The 22322-nt window shown below is 65.1% G+C and carries 10 protein-coding genes; 3 read left to right on the plus strand and 7 right to left on the minus strand.

Annotated features, from left to right (window positions below; translation table 11 throughout):
• Positions 1 to 4: 4 nt before the first annotated feature.
• From BPODLACK_RS07795 to BPODLACK_RS07805, 3 genes are read right to left on the minus strand one after another with little or no spacing between them, the layout of a single operon-like run.
• Positions 5 to 4099 carry an Eco57I restriction-modification methylase domain-containing protein gene (locus BPODLACK_RS07795; protein WP_159405037.1) on the minus strand — a complete coding sequence of 1365 codons (4095 nt, stop codon included), beginning with the start codon at positions 4097 to 4099 and terminating at the stop codon, positions 5 to 7.
• Positions 4096 to 6975: a helicase-related protein gene (locus BPODLACK_RS07800; RefSeq protein ID WP_159405038.1), complete on the minus strand. Its 2880-nt coding sequence runs from the start codon at positions 6973 to 6975 to the stop codon at positions 4096 to 4098. The genes BPODLACK_RS07795 and BPODLACK_RS07800 overlap by 4 nt, the downstream gene beginning before the upstream one ends.
• 3 nt (positions 6976 to 6978) lie before the next feature.
• Positions 6979 to 12114: a DEAD/DEAH box helicase gene (locus BPODLACK_RS07805; protein ID WP_159405039.1), complete on the minus strand. Its 5136-nt coding sequence runs from the start codon at positions 12112 to 12114 to the stop codon at positions 6979 to 6981.
• A gap of 326 nt (positions 12115 to 12440) precedes the next feature.
• Here BPODLACK_RS07805 and BPODLACK_RS07810 point away from each other — a divergent pair, with 326 nt between their 5' ends.
• Positions 12441 to 13175, plus strand: a complete 735-nt coding sequence (locus tag BPODLACK_RS07810; protein WP_159405040.1) for a uracil-DNA glycosylase — start codon at positions 12441 to 12443, stop codon at positions 13173 to 13175.
• A 96-nt stretch (positions 13176 to 13271) separates the two neighbouring features.
• Here BPODLACK_RS07810 and BPODLACK_RS07815 read toward each other — a convergent pair whose 3' ends face one another.
• From BPODLACK_RS07815 to BPODLACK_RS07825, 3 genes are read right to left on the minus strand one after another with little or no spacing between them, the layout of a single operon-like run.
• Positions 13272 to 16610 carry an ATP-binding protein gene (locus BPODLACK_RS07815; protein ID WP_201450600.1) on the minus strand — a complete coding sequence of 1113 codons (3339 nt, stop codon included), beginning with the start codon at positions 16608 to 16610 and terminating at the stop codon, positions 13272 to 13274.
• Entirely contained in the window at positions 16607 to 17515 is a 909-nt protein-coding gene (locus BPODLACK_RS07820) for a DUF4194 domain-containing protein (RefSeq protein ID WP_159405042.1), read from the minus strand. Before BPODLACK_RS07820 ends, BPODLACK_RS07815 begins: the two co-directional genes overlap by 4 nt.
• Positions 17512 to 19032, minus strand: coding sequence for a DUF3375 domain-containing protein (locus BPODLACK_RS07825; RefSeq protein WP_159405043.1), 1521 nt, complete (start codon positions 19030 to 19032; stop codon positions 17512 to 17514). Before BPODLACK_RS07825 ends, BPODLACK_RS07820 begins: the two co-directional genes overlap by 4 nt.
• Before the next feature lie 126 nt (positions 19033 to 19158).
• Here BPODLACK_RS07825 and BPODLACK_RS07830 point away from each other — a divergent pair, with 126 nt between their 5' ends.
• On the plus strand, positions 19159 to 20274 hold the full coding sequence (locus BPODLACK_RS07830; protein WP_159405044.1) for an alpha/beta hydrolase: 1116 nt from the start codon (positions 19159 to 19161) through the stop codon (positions 20272 to 20274).
• Positions 20275 to 20284: 10 nt separating this feature from the next.
• On the opposite strand, the gene BPODLACK_RS07835 is transcribed toward BPODLACK_RS07830, so the two are convergent.
• Positions 20285 to 20971: a ZIP family metal transporter gene (locus tag BPODLACK_RS07835; RefSeq protein WP_159405100.1), complete on the minus strand. Its 687-nt coding sequence runs from the start codon at positions 20969 to 20971 to the stop codon at positions 20285 to 20287.
• Positions 20972 to 21788: 817 nt separating this feature from the next.
• On the opposite strand from BPODLACK_RS07835, the gene BPODLACK_RS07840 reads away from it, so the two are divergent.
• Positions 21789 to 22313, plus strand: a complete 525-nt coding sequence (locus BPODLACK_RS07840) for an MSMEG_0572/Sll0783 family nitrogen starvation response protein (RefSeq protein WP_005195025.1) — start codon at positions 21789 to 21791, stop codon at positions 22311 to 22313.
• Positions 22314 to 22322: the final 9 nt, after the last annotated feature.

Genomic DNA, 22322 nt, shown 5'->3' on the forward strand with positions numbered 1-22322 from the left:
CTGACTATTCGGGGTGGCGTGGTCCGTGTCCAGGGGCGGGGGTTACCAGGGACTTCCACCCCGTGCCCCCGTTCTCGATCGCTACGGACATCCGGTCGTAGGCTTCGAGGACCAGACGGCGTGTCCGGTACTCACCGAGATCGCGCTCCTCGAACTTCCGGACGACTGGAAAAGAATCCAGCACGTGCTCAGCCTCTGCGCGACCGAGGCCGTAAACATGCAGAAACCCAGCGTCGAGTTCGGCCCGGAGCAGAGCTCGACGCTCGGGGTCCCACCTGAAGGGCGGCCCCGCGTCGCCGAGATCTTCGGCGTATGGCTTGACACGCAACGATGTGTAGGTGAGTTCGACAACGTAGGGAAGAACCCAAAGGGAGAGCGCCGAACTGCGTCTCCACGGAGCAGCCTCCGCAAACATGCCAGGACGTGGAACTGACAGTTGCTTCACCACAAAGAAAGCTACGTCAGCGCCACTACTCTTCTGTCTCGTAACATAGTCGAATATCATTGTTGACCAAGTAGCATGAAGCAAAGGCGAACTCAGCAGATCCGCAGGCAATGCCACGGGTAGCTTGCCGCTAACTGCCGATGCGGGAAAGACCGCGGGCACAAAAGTGCGAGAATCACTCGCGCGTGCGATGCTTCGCCAACCCAAGAACCAGCGTCGATCCCATTTTCCCTCGAGCTTGGCGTTAACGTCACTCCGATCTACCCAGTACCTCGCCAACGGTTCGACGCGTGGATCGTCGTGCTCCTCATCCGTGAGGCGCGGCAGCGAGCCGACATTGAGTTGCGCTTGTGTCGCGCCCTTGTAGGTCGAGAACCGGTGGTCGTAGTGGCTGAGCATCTTTGCTTCGTAAAGCGGTACGTACTCCTTGCCGTGCCGCTTATACGACCAGCCGTTGAATTTAGCATCGACCAAGTCGTCGGGCGTGTGAAACAGCCCGGAATCATTCGCCATATGAAACATTGCCAGGAAAGATAGTCCCCAAGGGTTTCCGTCGGGGTCGTCGTCACGGATCAGCACGGGATGGCGCGAGTAGATGCCGAGAGTAATGTCTGCATCCGTCCGACTGCGGAACATCGGCAGGGTTCCAGTGTTTGGGTTCAGCGCCAAAACTTCTTTAGCCGCCAACTGGAACCGCTTCTCGGCGACGTCGGAGATATGCCGGTTGAGAAAAGCGAACTTGGTGCGTCGAACTCGACGCTCTGCCCCGTTCATTACGGTTACAGCAAACCGGTACGAATGGTGGACATCGCGGAAGATCTTCGCTTCGTTGTCGAAGTCGTAGAACGCATACAGCCGATGGTGACTCAGCGTATTCGCGAAGAACTCCGACGTGGTCTTGTCGGTGGCCAGCCCGGTCGGCGTGATGATCCCCGCTGCGCCGGCGGGACCCGCGACTGTACGCATGGTCTCGGCGAACACACTGTAAGTGTTGACGTCCCCTCGCCCAGTAAATGGATATCGCCCACTCTTGAGAAGCAAGTGAGCGGTGGCATCCGACTGCCGCAGAGTGTCTTGGTATTCGCGGAACAGGTCCGGGTCGGTGTCTTCGAGTTCCTCGATCATGCTCTTGCGGATGGCTGCCGTCTTCGCGCCCTCGATGTCACGGCGGCCCGCGTTGGCGAAAAACTCCTTGTCCTGGATCTTCACTCGCTCCCACGGTGGATTTCCCACGACGCACGAAAACCCGCCGGCCCATCCTGCCTCACTGTTCGCGTTGTCGTCACCATCGACAGTGAAGATCCCCGGAAACTCCAGGTGCCAGTGGAAGAATCGATACTGTCGCGCCAGATTGTTGATCTGGGCGATGACAGTGTCCGGTACAGATTCCGGACTCTCGGACAATTGCCGCAGAGTGCCATATGTGATGCCCTGCCCTGACGTCTCCGTCTTGTGCTGAACGAATGCCGCGCACCAGGCGTCCGCGACGAGTTTGGTGGCGACGAGATCGGGGTCTTCTTCGAGTCGCCGCCACGCGTCGGCTCGTTCGCGCATCGCTGCTACGGAGGCCGCTGTGCCGGCGTCGGCATCGCGTGCCGCTTTGGTGAACTGACGGGTCTCGACGTCCAGGCTCTCTGACCCGAACGAGATCGTCAGCTGCTCCGCGTCGGCATTGCGTTCTGCTTTGTTGCGGGACTTGAGCTTCTTGGTCCATTCCTTGTCGTCATCCCCGAGGGCCACGAATGCCGTGTCAGGAATGTTGTGGCGCAAGAGCTCCGGGGTGGCGCCGAGCAGCGTGTTGCCCACACGGAAGTGGGCGTCCAGGAAGGGAAATGCCCGGTCAGCATCAAATGCCTCGAGCCAGAGTGCGACTTTGACGATCTCAATGGCGAGGTCGTTGATGTCGACGCCGTAGACGCAGCGCTCGATGACATCGGCGGTGGCCTCGCGGAGCGCAGCAGGGGCCGGTTCGGTGTCTCCGGTCCGGACCGTGGCGAGCGCGTTCGCCAGACGACGAGCCGCCGCGACAACGAAATGACCACTGCCGCACGCTGGATCGACCACTGTGAGATCGAGGAGAGCGCTCTCCGGATCGTCGGAACGGAGTGCTTCGTCGATGAGCGGGTCGAGGGCCTCGTCGAGGACGAGCGCGATGAGGTCGCTCGGCGTGTAGTAGGAACCGGATTTCTTGCGGTCGTTTCCGGAAGCGAATTCGAGGGTGAAGGTGCGGTCGTCGGCGTGGTATCGAGGAGTGTAGGCGAGCAAGCCCTCATACATGCCGCCCAGTTCTTCGCTGTCGAGATTTCGATAGTCGACGGGGCGCGGGACGCCGGTGACGGGGTCGTCGATCTGCGAGAGAGCACGGATCGCGGCGAGGAAGGCCCGGTTGGGCAGTCTCGCGCCGTCCAGGATGCTCAATGCGTCTCGGGTGAACAGACTTGCTCCCAGCCCGCCGAGGCCGAGGTTCGGAAGTCCCTCTCCGGCAAGAGCATCGGTGACGATCTGGTGCGACTCCCACAGATCGGTGTGCCAGCCGCCGATGGGTGACGCGGCGAGTTTGCGTAGCCGTGCGGTGGAGAAGTAGGCGGCGTACAGAGTCCTCGCGGCTGCCGGCGCTTCGGCGCTGTGAAGCAGGCCGCGGTCCTCGACGACGAACAACACGATCAACCGGTAGGCGACACGCAACAGCGCCCGTTGCAGGTCGCGGTCTGCGTCGGACGCCGCGGCGAGCGTCTCTCTCAGTTCGATGTTGGCGGGGTGCGAGACGAACCCGGTGCCGAGTTGCTGGAGGGCTGCAGCGATCCCGTGCTGTAGGTTCAGCATTGCGCGGGCGCCGTCGTCGATGGCGGTGGTTCGCCATCGTTCCAGCCAGCAATTGTCGAGCTTGGGTTCGGTTTGCTCCGCGTCTGCCTCGTCGGCCTCCTCGGCGTCGGCTGCAACCTTTGCAGCCTTGACATCGAGCCGCGGCGCGAATCGGCTGGCGTGGACGGTGAGGAACAGGAGGCGGAAATCAGCGTAGAGCTGATCGGAGAAGATGACGTCGAGGTCGAACTCGACGTAGGACTGGCGCGTAAGGCTCGAGGCGTCGCGCAGCAGCCGCAGCTGGTGGCCGTTGGACAACACTGCCCAGAGGGCCCGGTCTTCGCGGTTGAGGTAGTCCTGCACCATGGCCTGCGGTGCCCGTGCGGTCACCGACGCGGTCCTGGTGTCCAGGTCGATGCCGGCACCGACGAGATGCAACGGGACCCAGACGGTGGGATCGGCGGAGTCACCCCATGTGACCCGGTGTGAGATGGGAAAGTGCGGTGCCTGCTCCTCGCCGAGGCCGAGCGGGACCGGAAGTCCACCGGCAACTACATCGGGCCGGCCCCAACCGAGTTCGTAGAGCAGTGGTAGCAGCCACTTGTCGCGGGTCAGTTTGGTCGCGGGGTCGTGTGCCGGAAGACGGTCGAGTGCGGCAATCCACCGGCGATGGGCGGCAACCATGGCCTCCCAGGCGCGGGCGATGGCGCCGCTGAGCGTCATCCCTGGTGGGAGTTCGTAGTCCTCGGCCCGCTGGCCCGGCATCCGCTGGTCACCCGCGCGGGGTAACGCCTCGGCGGGCAACGCGGTGCCGACGGCGCGGACAGCCCGGTGGACCGACAGTGTGCTCATTGTGCACGTCCTTCCGGTAGCAACACGTAGACACCGAGCACGTCCACGGGTGGAAGGAACCGCACCACGGGCGCCCTGCCGGTGGTGTGCGACGCCTTGCGTACGGCTTTGTGCTCTGCCACGAGGTCTTTCGCGGCGTCTCGGCCCGTGTCTGCCAGATGCCGGTTGAGCTCGGGCAGCCGCTCGAGCGCCCGGCCGAGCTGCTTGCGGGCGAGAGCATCGTCGACGTTGCCAGACGGTGTGAGTGACAGGAGTGCGTCGGCATCGGCCCGTGGCAGCCACGTGAGCGAACCTCCGGCGACCGTGTATGCCAGGAATCGGGCCTCTTCGGCAACCTGGGTGACGGTGGCGCTCGCCCCGGGAACGGTCACCTCCATCCGGTACCGCACCATGAGCAGCGTGGTGACCTTGCTGACGCCGCGCGTTCGCATCACTCCGGCACGGCGCGCGGGCCGGGCGACCGCTTCGAGCCGTGGATCGAGGGCGGCTTCCAGGACGTAGCGCGCCAGCGCCTCCACGGTCGGGTCGGTGCGGTTGAGCACGCTGTGACCCGACGGGACCGGCAGCGAACGATGGAAGTGGATCCGTCCATCTCTGCCGGGCGGGAGCTGGTCGCGGACGGCGGCGGGCAGCGTGGTGACGAGTGCGGTGAATCCCTCCGCGTCGTCGCTGATGGTCGCTCCCATGAGAGACAGGGCTGTGCGGGTGAACGATTCGACATCCGTAGGGCCGCCGAGTGCATGGCGCATCTCCCCGAGCACCTGCTCGACACTCTCGGGTTTGAGGCCGGCCTGCCGGAACCGGGTTCGGGAGACCTTCTCCCGTTCGGCGGCGTTGACCCATTCGGTCTCCACCCGTTCGGCGAGTGTGGCCGAGGTGGCGGCGCCGAAGTCGAAGGTCAACTGTTCGGCGTCTCGTCCGCGCAACAGCATCGACTCCCAAATCGCCTTCATGACCGTGGTGGAGTCGACCGGGATCGGCACCGAAACACCCAGGGCTTTCTTGATGTTCTCGTGCCGCTGGATCAGCACCTTGAGCACGATGCCGTCGATGCCGTTGTCCTCGCCGTAGTAGGTGACGGTGCGCACGGTTGGCGCCTGCTGACCGAACCGGTCGACGCGCCCCTCGCGTTGTTCGTGACGGGTGGGGTTCCACGCAAGGTCGTAGTGGACCACAGCGGTGAATCCCTCCTGCAGGTTGATGCCCTCGGAGAGGCAATCGGTGGCGATCAACAGTCGCGGACCTTCGTGGCCGGTGAGGGCACCGACCTGGGCCTCACGTTCTTCCGGGGGCAACGTACCGGTCACGGCGCCGATCTTGAGTGCCTTGTTCTTGGCCAGCGCCGTTGCGAGGTGCTCGGCGAGGTACTCAGCGGTGGGGATGTAGCGGCAGAAGATGATTGGATGGTAGCCGTCGTCGATCAGCGTCTTGACGAGAGGGATCACCCGTTTGAGCTTGGCATCGGAGCGTGGGCCTTTCAGGGCAGCTGCGGCGGCTGCCAGTCGCCGTAACTCTTTGCGTGCCTTGGTGTCGTGAGCGTCCGTATCCCCGGTGTCGGCACCGACGGCCACGTCTTCGGCCTCTACGGAGTCATCGAGATCGGTGTCGAGGACACGCGGCTCGGCGTAGGCGTCGACCTCGGCTTCGTCGTCGGCGCCGGCCATGGCGGAGCGGTTGAGGAGGGTCTGTTCGGCTGCGGCCGGACTGGAGGCCAGGCAGCGCAGCAACGCGATCGCCGACCACCAGCGGACCCGCTGACGCACGACGCTCAGGGCGGGGTCGTGCACCTGTTCCCGGACGTAATCCATCACGTCGTCGAACAGGTCACGGTAGGATCTGGTCAGCTTGTAGGCGGTCTCCGTGGTCTCCCGCTCCGGAAAGGGCGTGTTCTCCTGGAAGTCTCCGCGGAGGTACTCGCGAATATCGGCGCGTTGACGCTGAATCATGTACTTGGCCAGAAGGACTCGATCAGCTTCGCGGGCAGGACCGGACAGGTCCAGCGGAAGGTCTGCGAGCCGCTCGTCCAGGAGGCCGATGAGCGATTGCCACGCGGCGTCGTCGCCGCTGTGTGGGGTCGCGGTGAGCAGCAACAGGTGCCGGCTCGGATCATCGGCGAGTCTGCGCAGCAACGCGTAACGGAGTTGCGCCTGGGACGACCTCGACACCCCCGCATGCGGCACGCACGTGTGCGCCTCATCGACGATCACCAGTTCGGGGCAATGAATCGCGAACTCGTCACGCCGCGTCTTCTGCTTGATGAAGTCGGTCGAGATCACCAGGTGCGGATAGTGCTCGTACACGCTGGAACCGAATGGGACGCTGCGCATCAGCCGGTTCACCGTCGAGGGCAGCAGCAATTGCGCGTCGATGCCGAACTTGTGTCGGAGTTCGCTCTGCCACTGAGGCGCCAACTGTGGCGAGCACAGCACGGCGAGTCGTTGCACCTCTCCGGTGGCGAGAAGCTCCGCGGCGATCAGGCCGGCTTCGACCGTCTTTCCGATGCCGACGCCGTCGGCGATCAGCAACCGCGTGACGTCCTGTTTGGCGGCCATCATCAGTGGCACCAGCTGATAGTTGCGGGGAGTGACCGCCAGCCGGGCGAAGGACCGGAACGGGCCGCCGCTTGCATTGAACGACAGACGTAGCGCCTCGCGGAGAAGACGTGCGCGACTCGCGTCGCCCCGGTCGTCGACGGTGGGCGGCTCGAATGAGGCGGGAGCGAAGTCGTCGATGTCGGGTAGGAGGACGGATGTCTCGTCTTCGTGTCCACCCAGCGGCCGGACCAAGAGGGTGCCATCGGGCGACCCCGGTAGAACCAGCCAGTCCCGGCCCCGGGCGGTAACGAGACTGCCCGCCGGGTAATCAAGTGCCGTCACGCCCTATCCCTTTGCCTTCCCGAAGATCGAGATGTTCTCTTCGATGATTTGTAGCCAACCGTCGGCGGCGTCAGCGTATCCGAACTCCAGCACCAGCCAGCCCGCCTCGTCCTCCAGTTGCCTTCGCTGCTGTTCATCTCGGCCCTGTTGATGTGCGGAGTCATGGACCGGTCCGTCGATGAACACCGCAACATCCATACCGTCGGCGTGGTAGGTGAAATCGGGTCGTACGTAATAGCCTTCGACAATGCGCTGAGCATCGTCGGGTAGCCGATAGCCCCGGTCGTCGAGCAGGACGAGGAACTTCTTCTCGAGTTCGCTGTCGCATGCCGCCGTGAGACGATCGAGCTGCGAATCCCGGTCCTCACCGCCGGCACCGACGGCGACGCCTGCGACGGCGAGCTCCTGCAGGAGAGGCAGGACGCAGTGCCGGTCCAACCGCTGGTGGTCCCATTGATTGCTGTAGGACAGGAGGCAGTCGTAGCACGCTTGGGCACAGTCCTCGACAGCGTGCGGGGCGCGGCGCAGGTCGTTGCCGGTGTCCGGGTCGAAATGCAGGATCTCGATCGCTTTTCGGGCGACCGCCCGGAGCTCACCGTCCTCGGTTGCGAGCCGACGCAACACTCCGGCACCGCCTTCGGCAGCCTCGAAGAACAGTAGCCGCGACCACGCATGGTCACCGGTGTTGCTCGGCAGTGACTCGACCGCGAGTTCACTGCTCTCCAGCTGGTAGATGGCCTCGATCCCCCGCTTGAGGGCGTACATGGCCACCATACGCACCTCGGCGGGGACGGAGGGATCAAGATGAAGGAGCAGCGCGTTGCGGTGGTCCTCAACATAGGGAACCACACGCTGATACCGAGGGACCTCCCCGTGCTCGTTCTTGGCGAGGTCGGCCTCACCACACCAGCGGCCCTCGACGGTGTCGAGTACGTGCCCACGAGTGTCCTTGTCCTTTCGCCGGCGCAGTCCCACGTTCATGCGCCGGATGAGAGCTGTATCGCCGTACGTCATCGTGGCGAGCTCACGGTCGTTCACGGACACGCTACTGGTCAACTGCCCGGCCCGGACCCCGTGCGGCACAAAGCGAATGGTCGTGACGATCTCGTGCCCGGCGCGTTGTCGTTCTTCCTCGTCGGCACTGATGCGGTCACGCCGGCGGGTCTTGACAGACAGCAGTCGCATCATGCTGGTCATCGTGTCGAGAGAGCCGCCACCGCAGTGCTGGCAGAGATCCACGTCGCTGGTCTCATGGAGATAACCGCAGAGGTTGCACCGTTTGATCTCGGTGATGTTGACGCCGCTGCCGTCCTCCCGTGCGGGCAGACTCACGCGGTCGACCTGATAGCGGGCACCCTCGTGATAGATGAATGCCCCCGGCCCGAACTCACTGATCGCCATGAACCGCGGGCGCTGGATGAAGTCGCCTTCACCGTTGCGTGTCCGTCGTTCTGCCGGGATGAACGCCGACAGCGGGAGCCGCGGAAAGGAATACCCGGGTAGGAAGCCCTCGGATGCGAAGTAGCGGTAGGTGTAGAAGTCGCCTTGCAAGACGTCGTCGACTTGGCCCTTGAGTAGATCGAGTGCGGCACGCGCCTCAGAGATACGGCCACGAGCACGCAGCTTCGATGCCTCGGATGCGCCGATGGTCTTGAGGGTCTGGTTGGCCACGTCGAGTTCGTTCTGTGCTTCGCGATAGAGGCTGCGCCAGCGGTCGGCGGCGCGATCAAACCGCTTGGGCGCTTCGGCGACGGTGGCAGCGACCCACTTCTCGGTCCACCAGGGCGCAGAAGTGACCTCATCTGACGCTGCGAGCACCTGGGTGATCGCCGCGGCGGCCGCAGTACGGCTCTTCTCGGCGACGATCGAGGACAGCACTTCTGCGCGAAGCGGCTGACCGGGCTGGTCGATATCGAGAAGGTCGACCATGCTCGCCTTGAGGTCCAGGCCGCACTTCACGAGCCAGATCGAGTGGGCGTGCGCCCGCACAAGATCCTGGTTGCCCAGTTCCAGCCGCGGAGGCGCAACAGCGCCGGCCACCATGTCCTGACTACGGCGGAAGTAGTACGCGTCATGAGCGTTTCCGGTTGCACAGTAGGTCAGCGCAATCGCAGGTTGACCCGACCGGCCCGCGCGACCCGAGCGCTGCGCGTAGTTGGCCGGCGTGGGCGGGACATTCCGCATGCCCACCACATTGAGGCTCTTGATGTCGACACCGAGTTCCATCGTGGGGGAACAGTAGAGGACGGGCAGCGCGGCTTCGCTGAACTCTTTCTCCCGATCCTGGCGCTTCGAGGGTTCTACCTGCGCGGTGTGTTCGCGCGCTTCGAGGCCGACCAAAGCTTGAGCAGTCTTGATGTACAGGTTACGAAAGTAGGGATTGACCCGGCCTTGTGTCTGGTTGCCCCGGATCGGATCTGGCGCCCGGTACTGACCGGTCCCCGGCAACCACTGAATGAGGTCCGACCTGACCCGGTATCCGGTGGGACGCCGAGGATTCTCGACTCTCACCAGAATCCCTGCAGTTGCCATCATCTTCATGAGGCACTCGATCAGGGCCAGGGCATCTTTTGGCCTGATGGCGTGGTCGAATCCAGGGAATCGCTGGGGCCTTCGCAGCCACCGACCGTATGCACCCAAACCGGAGATGAAGAGATCAGCGCCAGCTCCGGCAGTCTTGGGCCGACTTCCCGGGTAGGCGGTTCCGCTGTAGGTTCCCGTCTCGTCGGCTATGGCCCACGGATCCTTCAGCCACTGCCTGCTCGTCCGCCGAACCGCATCGAACTTTTCCTCGGTCAAGAACTCCGTCTCGATGCACAGGTTTCGCCTCAACTCATCGAGGAGAACGTGCATAAGCTCCGATCTGGTGGTGGCGGCCGCGCTACTGAGCGGCTCCCCGCAGGTCGACCATTTCTCGTCGTCGGCGGCGAGCGATTCGATACCGTCGTAGGTGAGGCGGAGTTGCCCCGTCTGTTCCAGGTTGGGCATGGTGATGCGCCATCCGCGTTTGAGATCAGCCCACAACCGGTATGTCACGACGTCTCGCAGAGCGCGGGCAATGCGCTTGCGTGGGAGGGGTTCATCGGCGGTGTCCTCATCGCGTGCGAAGAACTTGAGAGTGTCCCCCCGGAGTGCCTTCACGACCTTCGGTCCGAGCACCTCGTCGGTCAACGGCTCGTCCGGATCGTCCTTCTCGTGCTCCCGCGCCGCTCGATAGAGCGCCGAGCGTATCAAAGCGACGAGCACGAAATCGTTGAAATGGCCGGCCTGAAGACTCGCGTCCTGACGGTTATCGCTGAACGCCAGGAACTTTCGGGCCTCAGGGTCGAGATCGAACTCTCCGCGAAGCGCCCTCACCACCGACTGCGACAGCACGGTGACCGCGCTGGCGCGGCCTTCGGTACCGAGGCTCGCGACCCGCGAGAACTCCGAGGTGCGGGTGCTCTCATAGCTGGTCTTACAGGAAGGGCAGAAGTCGAGTCGCCTGAAGAACGCCACAGGCAACCCGTCGTCAGTGATGGTGCCGTATTCGTCGACGCGATAGGGCTCCGGCAGGCGTGTGCGGCGGACCTTGTCCAGGACGTCACCGGATCCACTGGATACGACCCAGTCTTCGGGAACGAGTTCGAGAAGTGCCCGATCGGAAGCATCTGGCCACGGTCCATCCGGGAGGTACAGCAAACCCTCGGCCTCGGGCTGTTCACCGAGATCGGAGTTGAGGATCCTCGGACTGAACTTCTCTCCACCGCGTTCCAGACCGACGACAAGAAAATCCTGGCCACACTCACGGCAGAATGCCAGCGGGTAGAGCGGCTGTCCCGTCGGACGGTTCGGTGCGCTCCGCTGATACTGCGTCGTGAGGAACCGAGTGGCCGGCGGCTCCAGCGTGGTGTAGACGGTGTCACCTTTGCCGATGAACTGGTGGAGCTTGAATGCAAACAGCGCACGGCCACGTGTGTCCCGCGCACGTGAGCCGGCGAGAAGCAATTCCTGCAGCTTGACACGGCAGACCCGCTCCTCCGCCCCGGTCTCCCCAGCGAGCTCTGCGGCTGCGTCGCTCAGCTTCACCGGGCGCCGACGGGCCAGCGTGCCGTCTTCGGTCGTGTGCAGGCCGAACTTACCCTCGGTCCAGATCGCCAGAGCATCACGTCGCAGCTCCTCCCAGCTCTCCGGGGCTGGCGCTCCCAGTCGTGCCTCGAGCACGGCGGGATCAGCTTCGCCCTCTGTCGCGCGACGCAGGGTCTCCCCCACGACGTTTGCCGCGGGGATCTCGACACCAAAGATGCGAGTCGCGAGTTCTGCCACCTGCCGGCGTTGCTCGCTGTGGGTTCCCGGGCCGGCCAGCGTCGCGCTCGTCCCGATGCACTGGATCGCAGTCGAGCTGACCGCACCACGCAACCGTCTCACCAGCATGGAAACGTCGGCACCCTGCCGACCCCGGTAGGTGTGCAACTCGTCCAACACGAGAAACGACAAATTCTCCGCGCTGTTGATCAGCGCCTGGCGCTCACGTGGGCGGGTAAGCATCAGTTCGAGCATCACGTAGTTGGTCAGGAGAATGTCCGGGGGCGAGGCGAGAATCTGCTCCCGCTCGTCCTTCTTCTCCTGACCCGTGTATCGACGGAAGGTGACCTTCTGGTTCACCTTGCCGAGGAACTTCTCCAACTCGTTGTGCTGACTGTTGGCCAGAGCATTCATCGGGTACACGATGATGGCACGCACACCCTTGCCGGAGCCCTCCCGAAGAACGCGGTCGACGATCGGAACGATATAGGCCATCGACTTGCCTGAGCCAGTTCCGGTCGTCAGCACATAGGACTCATGACGGGCGGCTATCTCGAAGGCATCGGTCTGGTGCCGGTGGAAGGTGATCTCGGCGCCCACGGGATCGTGCTCGGTGCGGGCCCGAAACACCGTGCTCGCGTCAGCGTGCAGGAGACCGCGCTCGACCAACGCGTCCACCGTGCCGCCGGGCTCGAAGGCCGGATTCAGGGCGAGCCACGGTTCGGGCCAGAGCAGGCCGTCTTCGATCTCCTTCTCGACCCGGTCGCGGACCTGATCGTCCTTGATCTCCAGGAAACCCTTGACGAAGCTTTCATAGTCACCCAGGACCTCGTCGAGGACACCGAAGGCGTCCATACGACCATCCTCCTTCAATTACACCGTCACCAAACCCATTTGACCTTACTGGGGATGACCGACAGACGAGCTGATTCAAAGCGCGAGTCACCTGATCGGTTGTATCGCGAGGCCGCTCTGCAGTGCCAGCAGCTCAATCGCCCTACCTCGGACGCGGCGCAGGAAACTCGCAGTAGACGCGGTCCTCATGAGCGCACAGGGAGCGGAGAAGCTGTGCCGGACGAAACCACATACTGCTCGACAGACCCACAAAGATGATAGGTGTGTCGGATGGCGTCCCACGGTGACAGAACCGAATCAATGGCACAAACGAGAACGGAACGGCGATGCAGTGGTGCTCGAGTAGGCCTTATCGCGATGATCTCTTCCGTCGGCGGTACGAACCTCACGTCGCACGGATCAACAAGCTCGTCGACCGGTTGCGTGCCGAACATCCAGAACGCTTCATCCCCTACGTTGCGCCAACCTATGGCGGTGAAAATGCACGGGTCCTGGCCTTGCTGCAGGACCCCGGACCGAAGACGAACCCCGAGAACATGAACGGCTCGGGAATGCTGTGTATCGAGAACGTCGACGGCTCAGCTGAGCGATACAAGATGTTTCTCGCCAAGTACGGCATCGACGTCTGTGACATTCAGGCGTGGAATGCGTTTCCGTGGTACGCGACTACGTCGCAAAAGTACGGGTCTGATGGAACCGCCTCCTACTCGCCCGCCGACCTGGACGATGCGACTCAGGCGCTGGCCGAGCTTGTCTACAGGCTTCCACGGCTCCGTGCCGTGCTACTTCACGGCTTAGTCGCTCGTGACGCCTGGGCGAGACTCGATGCACTTAGGCCGAACTTGACCGAGGGCGTAGTGCCGATCCCGTCGTGGCACACCAGCCCGAAGGTCGTCGATCCCGCAACGAAGTCGAAGGCGCAAATAGACCGCTTCACAGGGGAACTCGACAAGTCTTTCGCGGACGCGGCGAACGTTTTGCGCGATCCTTCGCAAGACTACTCGGCCGGACCGCTGGTGTCATATCGCACAAGCCTTTGGGACGTCGGAGGCACTAACTGAGCATCGGCAGCCGACGGCCGAGGCTCGCGGGTTGATATCGCCAGCTCGTTTCTGACCGACGGTCCGGCTTGCCGGACCGGACCGACTTTCCCCGTCCTACACCTGCAACTGACTCCCTGACCGCCGCAACTCCGAAAACGCCTTGATAGTCGTCGACGTTGCGGTCGCAATCGGCCGCAGATCCGGACCGGCCTCGACCTTCGACACCATCACCACGTTATCCACGTACGGCTGGATGGTGCTGGTGTTCTGCACGGTGGCGACGATGATCAGCTGGAACCCGAACTTGCGGAACGCACTTAGTGCCTGTTGCGCGAACTGCGGATCAGACTTGGAGAACGCCTCGTCCAGCATCAGCTGGGCGAAGATCGGCCGGTTGTCGTTGCCGTGGGGGCTGGCCAGGTTGAAGCTCAGGGCACCGGCGAGACAGAAGGCCATCAGCTTCTCCTGCTCGCCGCCGGAGTTGTCGCCGGCGTTCGAGTAGGTACGGATGGTCTCGCCGCTCTCGGCGTCGTGCTCCTCACAGTAGAAGTCGAAGCGGTTACGCACGTCGAGGGCGTCGCGCGTCCACTGGCGGTCCTCCAGGGTGTTGCCGGCGAGGCGTTCGCGCAGCAGCAGGATGTCGGAGTACTGCTCGAGGATGGCCTGCTCGTCGCCGAAGCTGACCGCCGTTGCACGCGTGGAGATCTGGCGGGCTTTCTCGGTCAGCTCCTCGACCGCGGCGAGTTTCTTGCGGCCCGGGACCAGCCGCAGGCGGGTGCCGCTGTTGAACGCCACCGCGCCAAGACCGGTGTTGACACGTTCGATCTGCTCGACGATGCGTCGTTCCTCGGCGTCGGCGGCCATGTGCAGACCAAGGATCGCGCCGGGTGCCTGCTCGGTGATCAGGCGGCGCATCCGCTCGTAGGCCGACGGCAGTTCGCGTTCGTCGATGCGGCGGCAGACGGCGACGTAGTCATGGATGCGTTCGTCGAAGTCGTCGCTGTCGTTGGGGATGGCGTCGGGGAATTCCTCGTCGTAGGTGTCGAGGATCCGGGCCAGCTCGTCGCGGGAGCGTCGTGCATCGGAGCGCATGCGGTCGCGTTCGCGGCCGGCGGCCTTGACGATCTCCTGGCGGTACGGCTCGGGGTTGAGCACGTCGAGGGTCGCCGAGAGGTCCTCGCGGAAGCCGTCGAGGGTCTTCTCCGCCTGTGCGGGAACGTCTTCGGGCTTCAGCCGGTCGATGAGGTCGAGCAGTTGGGTGCGTCGTTCGTCCTGGCGGGCGATCTTGTCCTTGACCAGCGCGGCCTGCGAGATCGCGTGGCGCACCTGCTCCCAGAGGTCCTCGGCCTTGCGCTGCAGGGCCTCGACGTCGGGGTTCTCCTCCATGAGGAGGTCGTACTGGTCGGTGAGCTGGTCGACGCGATCATCGACGGAATCGACGTCGATCTCGTTCCACTGCGTGAACTGCTCACACACACGGCGATAGGCGTCGCGGCGTCGTTCCTTGGCGGAACGTTCGCGGTCGAGTTCGGCGCAGTCCTCACGGGCGTCGTCGAAAGCGCGCTCCTCGTAGGCGAGTTCGTCGCGCAGCGCGGAGATCTTGGACTCGACGTCGCCGACAAAGATGTACTGCGACCGGCGCAGCTGCTGGCGGTCGTCCTTGACGGCCAGCTTCGCCGAATCCTTGCGCAGACCCTGGTCGGTGACGGCCTTGGCGTACTGGGAGAACTCCCCCGGGTTGTCGACGCACATGTGATTGCCGAGCTTCGAGAGCACCGTCATCGCCTCGGCGGCACACGGATGGCCGGGGTCGACGGAACGCAGCTTGGACGCCAGGGTGCCCGGCTCGACGTCGGGCATCGGGCGGGTCTCGGCCTGGTGCAACTGAATCCGGCCGCGCATGTCGTGCGAGTTGACGAAGCGCAGGGCGGAGCGGAAGTGCTTGTCCGGCACGAGCAGTCGGAGGCCGGCGTTGCGCAGGACCTTCTCGACGGCCAGGCGCCAGCGTTCCTCGTCGGGGTCGAGTTCGACGAGTTCGGCGACGTACTTGAGCTCGGACTCGTCGATCTGCAGCGCGTGCGCGATGACGCGGCGCATCTCGTGTTCGGTGCGCGGCAGGGCGGAACCGGCCTGCTCGACGCGGCCGAGTTCTTCCTGCGCGGTGTCGCGCCGGCTGCGGGCGGCGACCTCGCGGGCGAGCGCCTCGGCGTAGTGGGCGCGGCCGGCCTCGAGCTGGCCGTCGATCTTGGTGGCCTCTTCGATGAGTTCCTCGCGCAGCGACCAGAAGCCCTCTGCGTTGGTCGGCGGTGAGAAGCCGAGTGCGGAGACCTTGTCCTCGTAAGCGTTTCGTCGTGCGGTGACCTCGGTGCTGAGTTTCTGTGCGCCGCCGAGCTGTTCGCGCAGCGGAGCGAGGTCGCCGGTGGAGGTGGCGATGCGGGCCAGCAGCAGGCTGTGGTCCTGGCGCAGCTGGTCGTGCTGGGTGGTCAGCGCGGCGAGATCACTGTCGAGGCGGGTGATTTGGTCGTCGAGGTCGGCGACCTCGGGCTGCGCGTTGCGGATCCGCAGATTGTTGACGTAGCTGCGGATGGTGTTGCTGTCGATGGTGTCGAGGACGCTGAAGGTTGCCGACTCGGTCGCGTACCGCTCGTGGACCTCCTCGATGTTGCCGAGGATGGTGCGCTTGCGACGCGCGACGTCGAGCAGTTCGCGGGCCTCGACGAGCGGGTCGATCTGCTCGAGGGCGTCGGCTATGCCGACGATGGACGTCGGGGCGTCGAGCATGAACTCCCGCACGAACTGTGCGAGACCGCCGACGCTCTTGAGCGACTTGGCCTTTCCGAGGAGCTGCTGCGCGGCGTCGGAGCCGCGGATGCCGATGAGCGAGTACAGCGTCGAGAGGTACTTGCCCTCGCCGGGACCGCCGCGCCAGCCGCGGTCGCGGAACTTGGCCGAGTTGTAGTTGGCCGCGGCCCACTCGTTGCAGGCCTCGACGACGTCGGCGTCGCCGTCGTAGATGAAGTACGAGCTGTGCGCGTCGGTCATCTTGCCCGCGGCCAGCCACTTGAGGACCAGACCGGTGATGGCGGTGCCCGAGGTGGAGGTGTAGGTGACCGCGATGGCCGCCCACGCCGGGCCGGTGCCGCGCAGGTACATGATCTCGCGGTGCGCGTTGGTGCCGTCACGCCGCTCGCCCCACGCGCCGCGCACGTACTTGCCGACGGTGCGCTTACCGCTCGACGAGCCGGCCGCGGTGGCGTCGCCCGAGGCGTTGAAGTTGCGGCGATGGTCGGGCAGGAACGCCAGCGAGATGGCGTCGAGCAACGACGACTTACCCGAACCCGACGACCCGGTGATCAGAGAACCGTTGGAGCTGAACGGGATCGAGTGATACCCGTCGAACACGCCCCAGTTGATCAGCTGCAACCGGGACAGGTGGTACTGGTCGACGCTCACCACTCGTCTCCTTCGTCGTCGCCGAAGCTGCCGTCGGCATCAAGATCGCGGACGTCGGGTTCCGTCGGGTCGTCGGCCGCGTTTTCCGGGGGTTCTTCCCCGGTGTCGCCGGAGCCGATGAACTGCTCGAACTGTCGCTGCAGATCGGTGATCACCGAGGCCGTCATCACCGCGGAGATCACCGGGCTGACGGTGAACGTGTCGGCGTCGTCGCGCTGCTTGCGCAGGAACTCGAGCTCTTCCATCTTGTCGATGGCGCGTTCGATGCGCTTGTCGAAGAGGGCGAGGTCGCGGTCGATGGTGTTGGTGACGCCGGCGAAGAGCTCGTGGATCTCCTCGCGGGTGATCAGCGCATCCTCGTCGCGGGCGGCACGGATGTACTTGGCGAGATGCAGCGCCAGGATCGCGTCGTAGGTGTGGACCGTCTCGCGCTTGAGAATGCGTCGGCCCCAACGGGAGTCGTAGCCGGCCTGCTCGACAAAGGCGACCTGCAGTTCGCCGACGAGGCGCAGACGAAGGTCGAGCTCGGACAGGCGGATGCGTAGGACGTCCTGGTACTCGGACACCCACGACCACAGCTGCGGCTGCCGGTCACCGCTGACATAGCGGCGGGCCAGCAGGTTCTGCAGCGCCCAGCAGGCACGGTCGGGCATCTCGCTGACGTCGCCGTCGAAGCGGGGTGCGCTCGGGGTGTGGGAGGCGGCTCGGTTCGCGACGGTGGGGAGATCGTCGAAGCCGGCGAATTCGTCGGGTGTTGCGGCGGGGCCCTTCGTGGCTCGCTGCGCTCGCACCTCAGGGAGCGAGGGGTCGGCTTCCAACTCAGGGCCCTTCGTGGCTCGCTGCGCTCGCACCTCAGGGAGCGGGTGGTCGCCTTGCACCTCAGGGAGCGAGGAATTGGTGGTCATTCGGCGTCGACCTCCGCAGTCGGAATCGGTTCGGTGAAGGTCAGGTCGGGGACTTCGATGGCGTGGTCCTCCCCGAGGAGGGACCGGAAGCGCACGGTGGTCATCGGCACCTTCTCCCCTGCCGCGGCCTGCTTCTGGGCCCAGGACCACAGGACGATGACGTGCGCGAGGTACGGCTCGTCGAGTCCCTCGATGACGTCGGTGAGCGGGACGGGTCCGGCGGCGACGGCGTTGTTCACGGTCTCGGTGAGTTCGACGGTGTCTACCTGGCCGGTCATCGAGGCGAAGGCGGTCAGATCGGCGTCGGCGCCACCGGCGGGCAGTGCCGGGGCGGGCGGTACGTGTTCGCGGATCTCGAAGGCGAGGCGGCCGATCGAGTTGAGCGTCGGAGCGGCCAGCGGCAGCTCGTAACCGAGGCGACGGTCCGCGAGGGAGGTCTTGAGCAGGTCGTTGGCGGTGGCGAGGGCGTCGTTGAGCTGACGCGCCAGACCGCGGCTCTGCTCGAGGGTGCCCGACGCGACGAAGCGTCGAATACGACGGGCACAGCGCTGCCGGGTGCGGCCGACCTCGGCCATCTGCTGGGTGACCAGCCCGAAGAAGTTGTCCATCACCGACCGCAGTCCGGCGTCCATGCCGGGGAAGTTCTCGATGATGGTGTCGATATCGACCTTGAGACGGGCGCGACGCTCCGGGTCCTGGATCATCTGGGAAAACGCCTGGTACGACGCCGACTGCGACGACTGCAGCAGGGCCTCGTAGTCGTCGAAGAGCTGGCGCTGTCGGTCGCGGTAGGCGAGGTCGGAGTCGCCCGGGTCGTCGAGCAGCGCGGTGGTGATGCGGTCGAGCATCGTGCCGTACTGACCGATGTCGGAGATGATCTGCTCCATCTGGTAACCGATGGCGCGGGCGGAGTCCTCGGCGACGCGGAGGTCGACGGGTGGGCGGCGGCCGGCTTCGAGGTCGGCGAGCTCGGCGTCGAGGTCGGACATCTGCGCCTCGAGCTCGAGGCGGATGGTCTCGGGGTCGTTGCTGACCTGGCCGGCGACGCGGCGGAGTTCGGCGGCGATGCCGGTGATCGAGCCGCCGGTGGCGATGGAGTCCTCGCGGCGCTGGCGGCGCATGAAGTCCAGGACCGAGCGGGCTTCGCTGGTCAGGTGGCAGAGGTTGGGGGCGTCGGGGTCGGAGGTGTCGGTGACGCGGTGCAGCCAGCCCTGACGAGCCCACAGTTTGACCAGTTCCAGCCCGGTGGGCTGGTCGTCGGTGAGGTCGAGTTCGGCGAGGTCGCGTTCGAGTCGCATCGTCAGCTCGACCTCCGACATCTTGGTGCCGTAGTCGAGGTGACGTTCCATCAAGGTGACGTAGAGGGCCGAGTTGTTCGCGGCGAACAGCTTCACCGCCGCCGACTTCTGCAGCGACCGGTTGGCCTCCAGTGCGTCACCCAGTGTGACCTGCACCGATGCCGGCGGCGCGGCGGTTCGCCCGGCCTCGCGCTGAGCCGGGAAGGCAGAACTCTCCATCGCCGCCTCACGTGGATCTCGGGGACTACAGGACCCGCGATAGTCTGCCACGTCCCCCCGACGGCACCCCAGTCCGGTGGGTCGCGTGTCCAGCCGGTCCGCGTGAGCGTCGCTACGCTGAGCGTCATGGTGATGGCTGATCGTCCCGAGGTCGAGACCGCATCCGGACCGTTGACGACGCTGGCCGTCGTCGGGCTGGCGCAGAGCATGCTCGGCGGGCTCGCGCGCGTGCCGTTCAAGAGGCCGTGGTCGGGGCCGGCGGGCCTGCTCGACAACGTCGGGCAGGCTGTGACACGCCAGTCGATCCGCGCGTTCATGGGTTATTCGATGGGTCTGCCGATCGAGGAGTTCCGCTCGATGGAGAAGATCCTCGACCAGATCTGCCGGGTCGTGATGCCGCCGTTCGTGGAGTTGACCGACGGCGTCGAACTGACCCAGGACACCATCGGTGGCGTTCCGGGTCTGTGGTGTCGTGCGAAGGCGAGTACGGACGCCTACGTCGACGAGGACGAGGAGAAGCAGGAGATCGGGGCGACGATCCTCTACCTGCACGGCGGTGGGTACATCGGGACGTCGCCGATCATGTACTCGGCGTTCGCGTCGTCGCTGGTGCGGATCACCGGGTTCGAGGTGTTCATCGCCGACTACCGGATGGCACCCGAATTCCCGTTCCCTGCGGGAGTTCTCGACGCCGCGGACGTTTACCAGGCCCTCCTGGGACGCGGCGTGACCCCCGAACACATCATCGTCGCCGGGGACTCAGGAGGCGGTGGGCTCGCAGCGTCGCTCGTGGCGCATCTGCACGCGAAGGGACTGCCCAAGCCCGGTGCGCTCGCGTTGTTCTCCCCCGAGATCGACCTCGACCTCGACCACCCGTCGATCACCGAGAACGCCCAGTACGACGTGCTGCCGTGGAACATCCCGGTGACGCCCTACCTGCACGGAGTGCAGCCGAACGACGCACGCGTGTCGGTGATCAACGCCGACCCGGATCCGGAGTGGTTCCCACCGACCTTCGTCTGCTGGGGTGGCGACGAGATGTTCCGCGACGGGATCCGTGAATTCGCAGCACGGTTGGAGGACTCCGAGGTGCCCACGCACGCGATCGAGGAACCGGGGATGTTCCATGTGTTCCCGATCCTCATGCCGTGGGCCGAAGCGTCGAAGAAGGTCTTCCGGGCGCTGCACGATCTCGCCCAGGGCAACGTGGCCAGCGACCCGGAGGCGACGCAGACGCACTGAGGTCGTCGGCTCAGCCCAGGACGAACGCGAGCAGGAAGCCGGCGGCGGTGGCCAGACCCACCCACCAGCCGCCTTCGCGGTAGGCCTCGGGCATCAGGCCGGTGGTGAGGACACCGAGGGTCGCACCACCGGCGAAAGCCTGGACGATGCTGATCGCGGTCGGCGAGATGGCGTCGGCGACCGCGTAGCCGCCGACCGTCACCGCGACGAGGATCGCGGCGGTCACCACCCACATCACCAGCGCGTACCGCGGAGACATGTCGTGTTCGCGTCGCATCAACGACGCCCCGCTCACCGCCTCCGGGACGTTGCCGACGGCGATCGCCACCACCAGGACGAGCGAGCCGCCGGCCGTGAGCGACACACCAAGCGCGGTGTTCTCCGGGACGCCGTCGAGGAAGACACCCAGCATCAGCGCCGGACCGATCGCGCGTGAACCGAGCCTGGTTTCGACGAGGTGGTCGGCGACGACGTACACCGCGGTACCGAGGAACAGCGCCGCCCCCGCGAGGCCGATACCCGCCTGTTTGAAGGCCGGGACGAATAGTTCGGTGGAGACCGCCGCGATCATCGTGCCCGCGCCGAAGGCCATCAGTGTGGCCAGGACTCGCGACGGCAGATCCCAGCGGAGACCGATCGCGGCGCCGATGGCGATGGGTACCGCGGTGACGAGTCCGTAGAGGAGGGCGGTGAGCATGGGTACATGCTTGCGCGCGGTCGGCGCGGTGGGTGGGCGCGACACGCGTCGGGGTGACCTCGATACGCGGCGTCCTCGCTCCGCTCGGTCGTCGCTACTCGGCCAGCAGGGGGATGCGGCGCCCTCGCTCCGCTCGGTCGGCGCTACTCGGCCAGCAGGGGGATGCGGCGCCCTCGCTCCGCTCGGTCGGCGCTACTCGGCCAGCAGGGGCATGCGGCGCCCTCGCTCCGCTCGGTCGGCGCTACTCGGCCAGCAGGGGCATGCGGCGTCCTCGCTCCGCTCGGTCGGCGCTACTGGGCCAGCAGACGTAGCGCTACTCGGCGAGCAGAGCGGCGCACAACGTCACACGGATCGGCCGACCGTGGGGTGTGTCGCCAGGATGGGCGACGTCGACGGATGGTTACGGTGCCGTAAGGGTCGGATTCGTCGGGAATCCGTGAGAAACAGGTCACAGAATTGCGGATCCCTCGCTCGACCTGGCGAGACGCAGAGGATATGCTGACTTACGTCCGATGAACCGGTCAGACCCCCGACCCGACCGGTTCGTCGGACCTTTTTATTGGCGGACCCGCGCTCTGTCTCGTCGAGCCGACGTGCGGCCGGCTGTGGCGAGCGTCGTGTTTCGTAGATCGGCCATCCATTTATTCCAGCGGTAACCACCCGGTAATCGATGACCGGTGAACTGGTTCTCGTAGCGTTCAGCTACTCGATGTGATCGAAGTCTTCCGATCTGCTGCTCTTGGGCAACGATGCCCGATCCGCCTTTCACACGCGCCGAGGCGCCGCGCGCCGTCGTCTCACCACTCCAGGAGTCCTTGTGCCCTCTTTCGACGAAACCATCACCGAGAACATCGCCGCGTCGCTGGCGGAGATCCCGCATCCCTCACTTCCCAAGGGGTCCAACATCTATGGCGGCACCAAGATCTTCCCGGACTACCAGGCCGAGGACGGGGAAACGTACTTCACCCTGGTGCACGGCATCGCGCACGAGTCGTCGGTGTCGTTCGTCGCGGTCCTGCAGGCAACCCGCGCGCTGCGCAAGGGATTTGAGTCGGCCATGTACTTCTACGGTCCCGGAGCCATCAATTGCCTTGCCACGCGCGGCTTTCCGACCACCGGCGATTCCGGCTTCCCGGGTGAGCAGAACATCAACAACGCCCTCGAGACCTTCATCTCCGAAGGCGGCACCGTGTTCTGCTGCCGCTTCGGCCTCGCACTGCACGGCGGTCGCGAAGAGGACCTCATCGAGGGTGTCATCCCGGCGCATCCGCTCGACGTCCAGGACGCGATCATCCACTACGCACGCAAGGGCGCGATCATCAACTCGACGTACATGGTCTAGGCCACAACA

Origin of the sequence: Gordonia sp. YY1, from assembly GCF_009872315.1 — a bacterium.
Taxonomy (GTDB): domain Bacteria; phylum Actinomycetota; class Actinomycetes; order Mycobacteriales; family Mycobacteriaceae; genus Gordonia; species Gordonia amicalis.

Excerpts from the sequence above, each read along its gene's own strand:
- BPODLACK_RS07825 (WP_159405043.1), bottom strand. The coding sequence starts at position 19,032 with ATGGAGAGTTCTGCCTTCCCGGCTCAGCGCGAGGCCGGGCGAACCGCC.
- BPODLACK_RS07795 (WP_159405037.1), bottom strand. The coding sequence starts at position 4,099 with ATGAGCACACTGTCGGTCCACCGGGCTGTCCGCGCCGTCGGCACCGCG.
- BPODLACK_RS07805 (WP_159405039.1), bottom strand. The coding sequence starts at position 12,114 with ATGGACGCCTTCGGTGTCCTCGACGAGGTCCTGGGTGACTATGAAAGC.
- BPODLACK_RS07810 (WP_159405040.1), top strand. The coding sequence starts at position 12,441 with ATGCAGTGGTGCTCGAGTAGGCCTTATCGCGATGATCTCTTCCGTCGG.
- BPODLACK_RS07835 (WP_159405100.1), bottom strand. The coding sequence starts at position 20,971 with ATGCTCACCGCCCTCCTCTACGGACTCGTCACCGCGGTACCCATCGCC.
- BPODLACK_RS07820 (WP_159405042.1), bottom strand. The coding sequence starts at position 17,515 with ATGACCACCAATTCCTCGCTCCCTGAGGTGCAAGGCGACCACCCGCTC.
- BPODLACK_RS07830 (WP_159405044.1), top strand. The coding sequence starts at position 19,159 with ATGGTGATGGCTGATCGTCCCGAGGTCGAGACCGCATCCGGACCGTTG.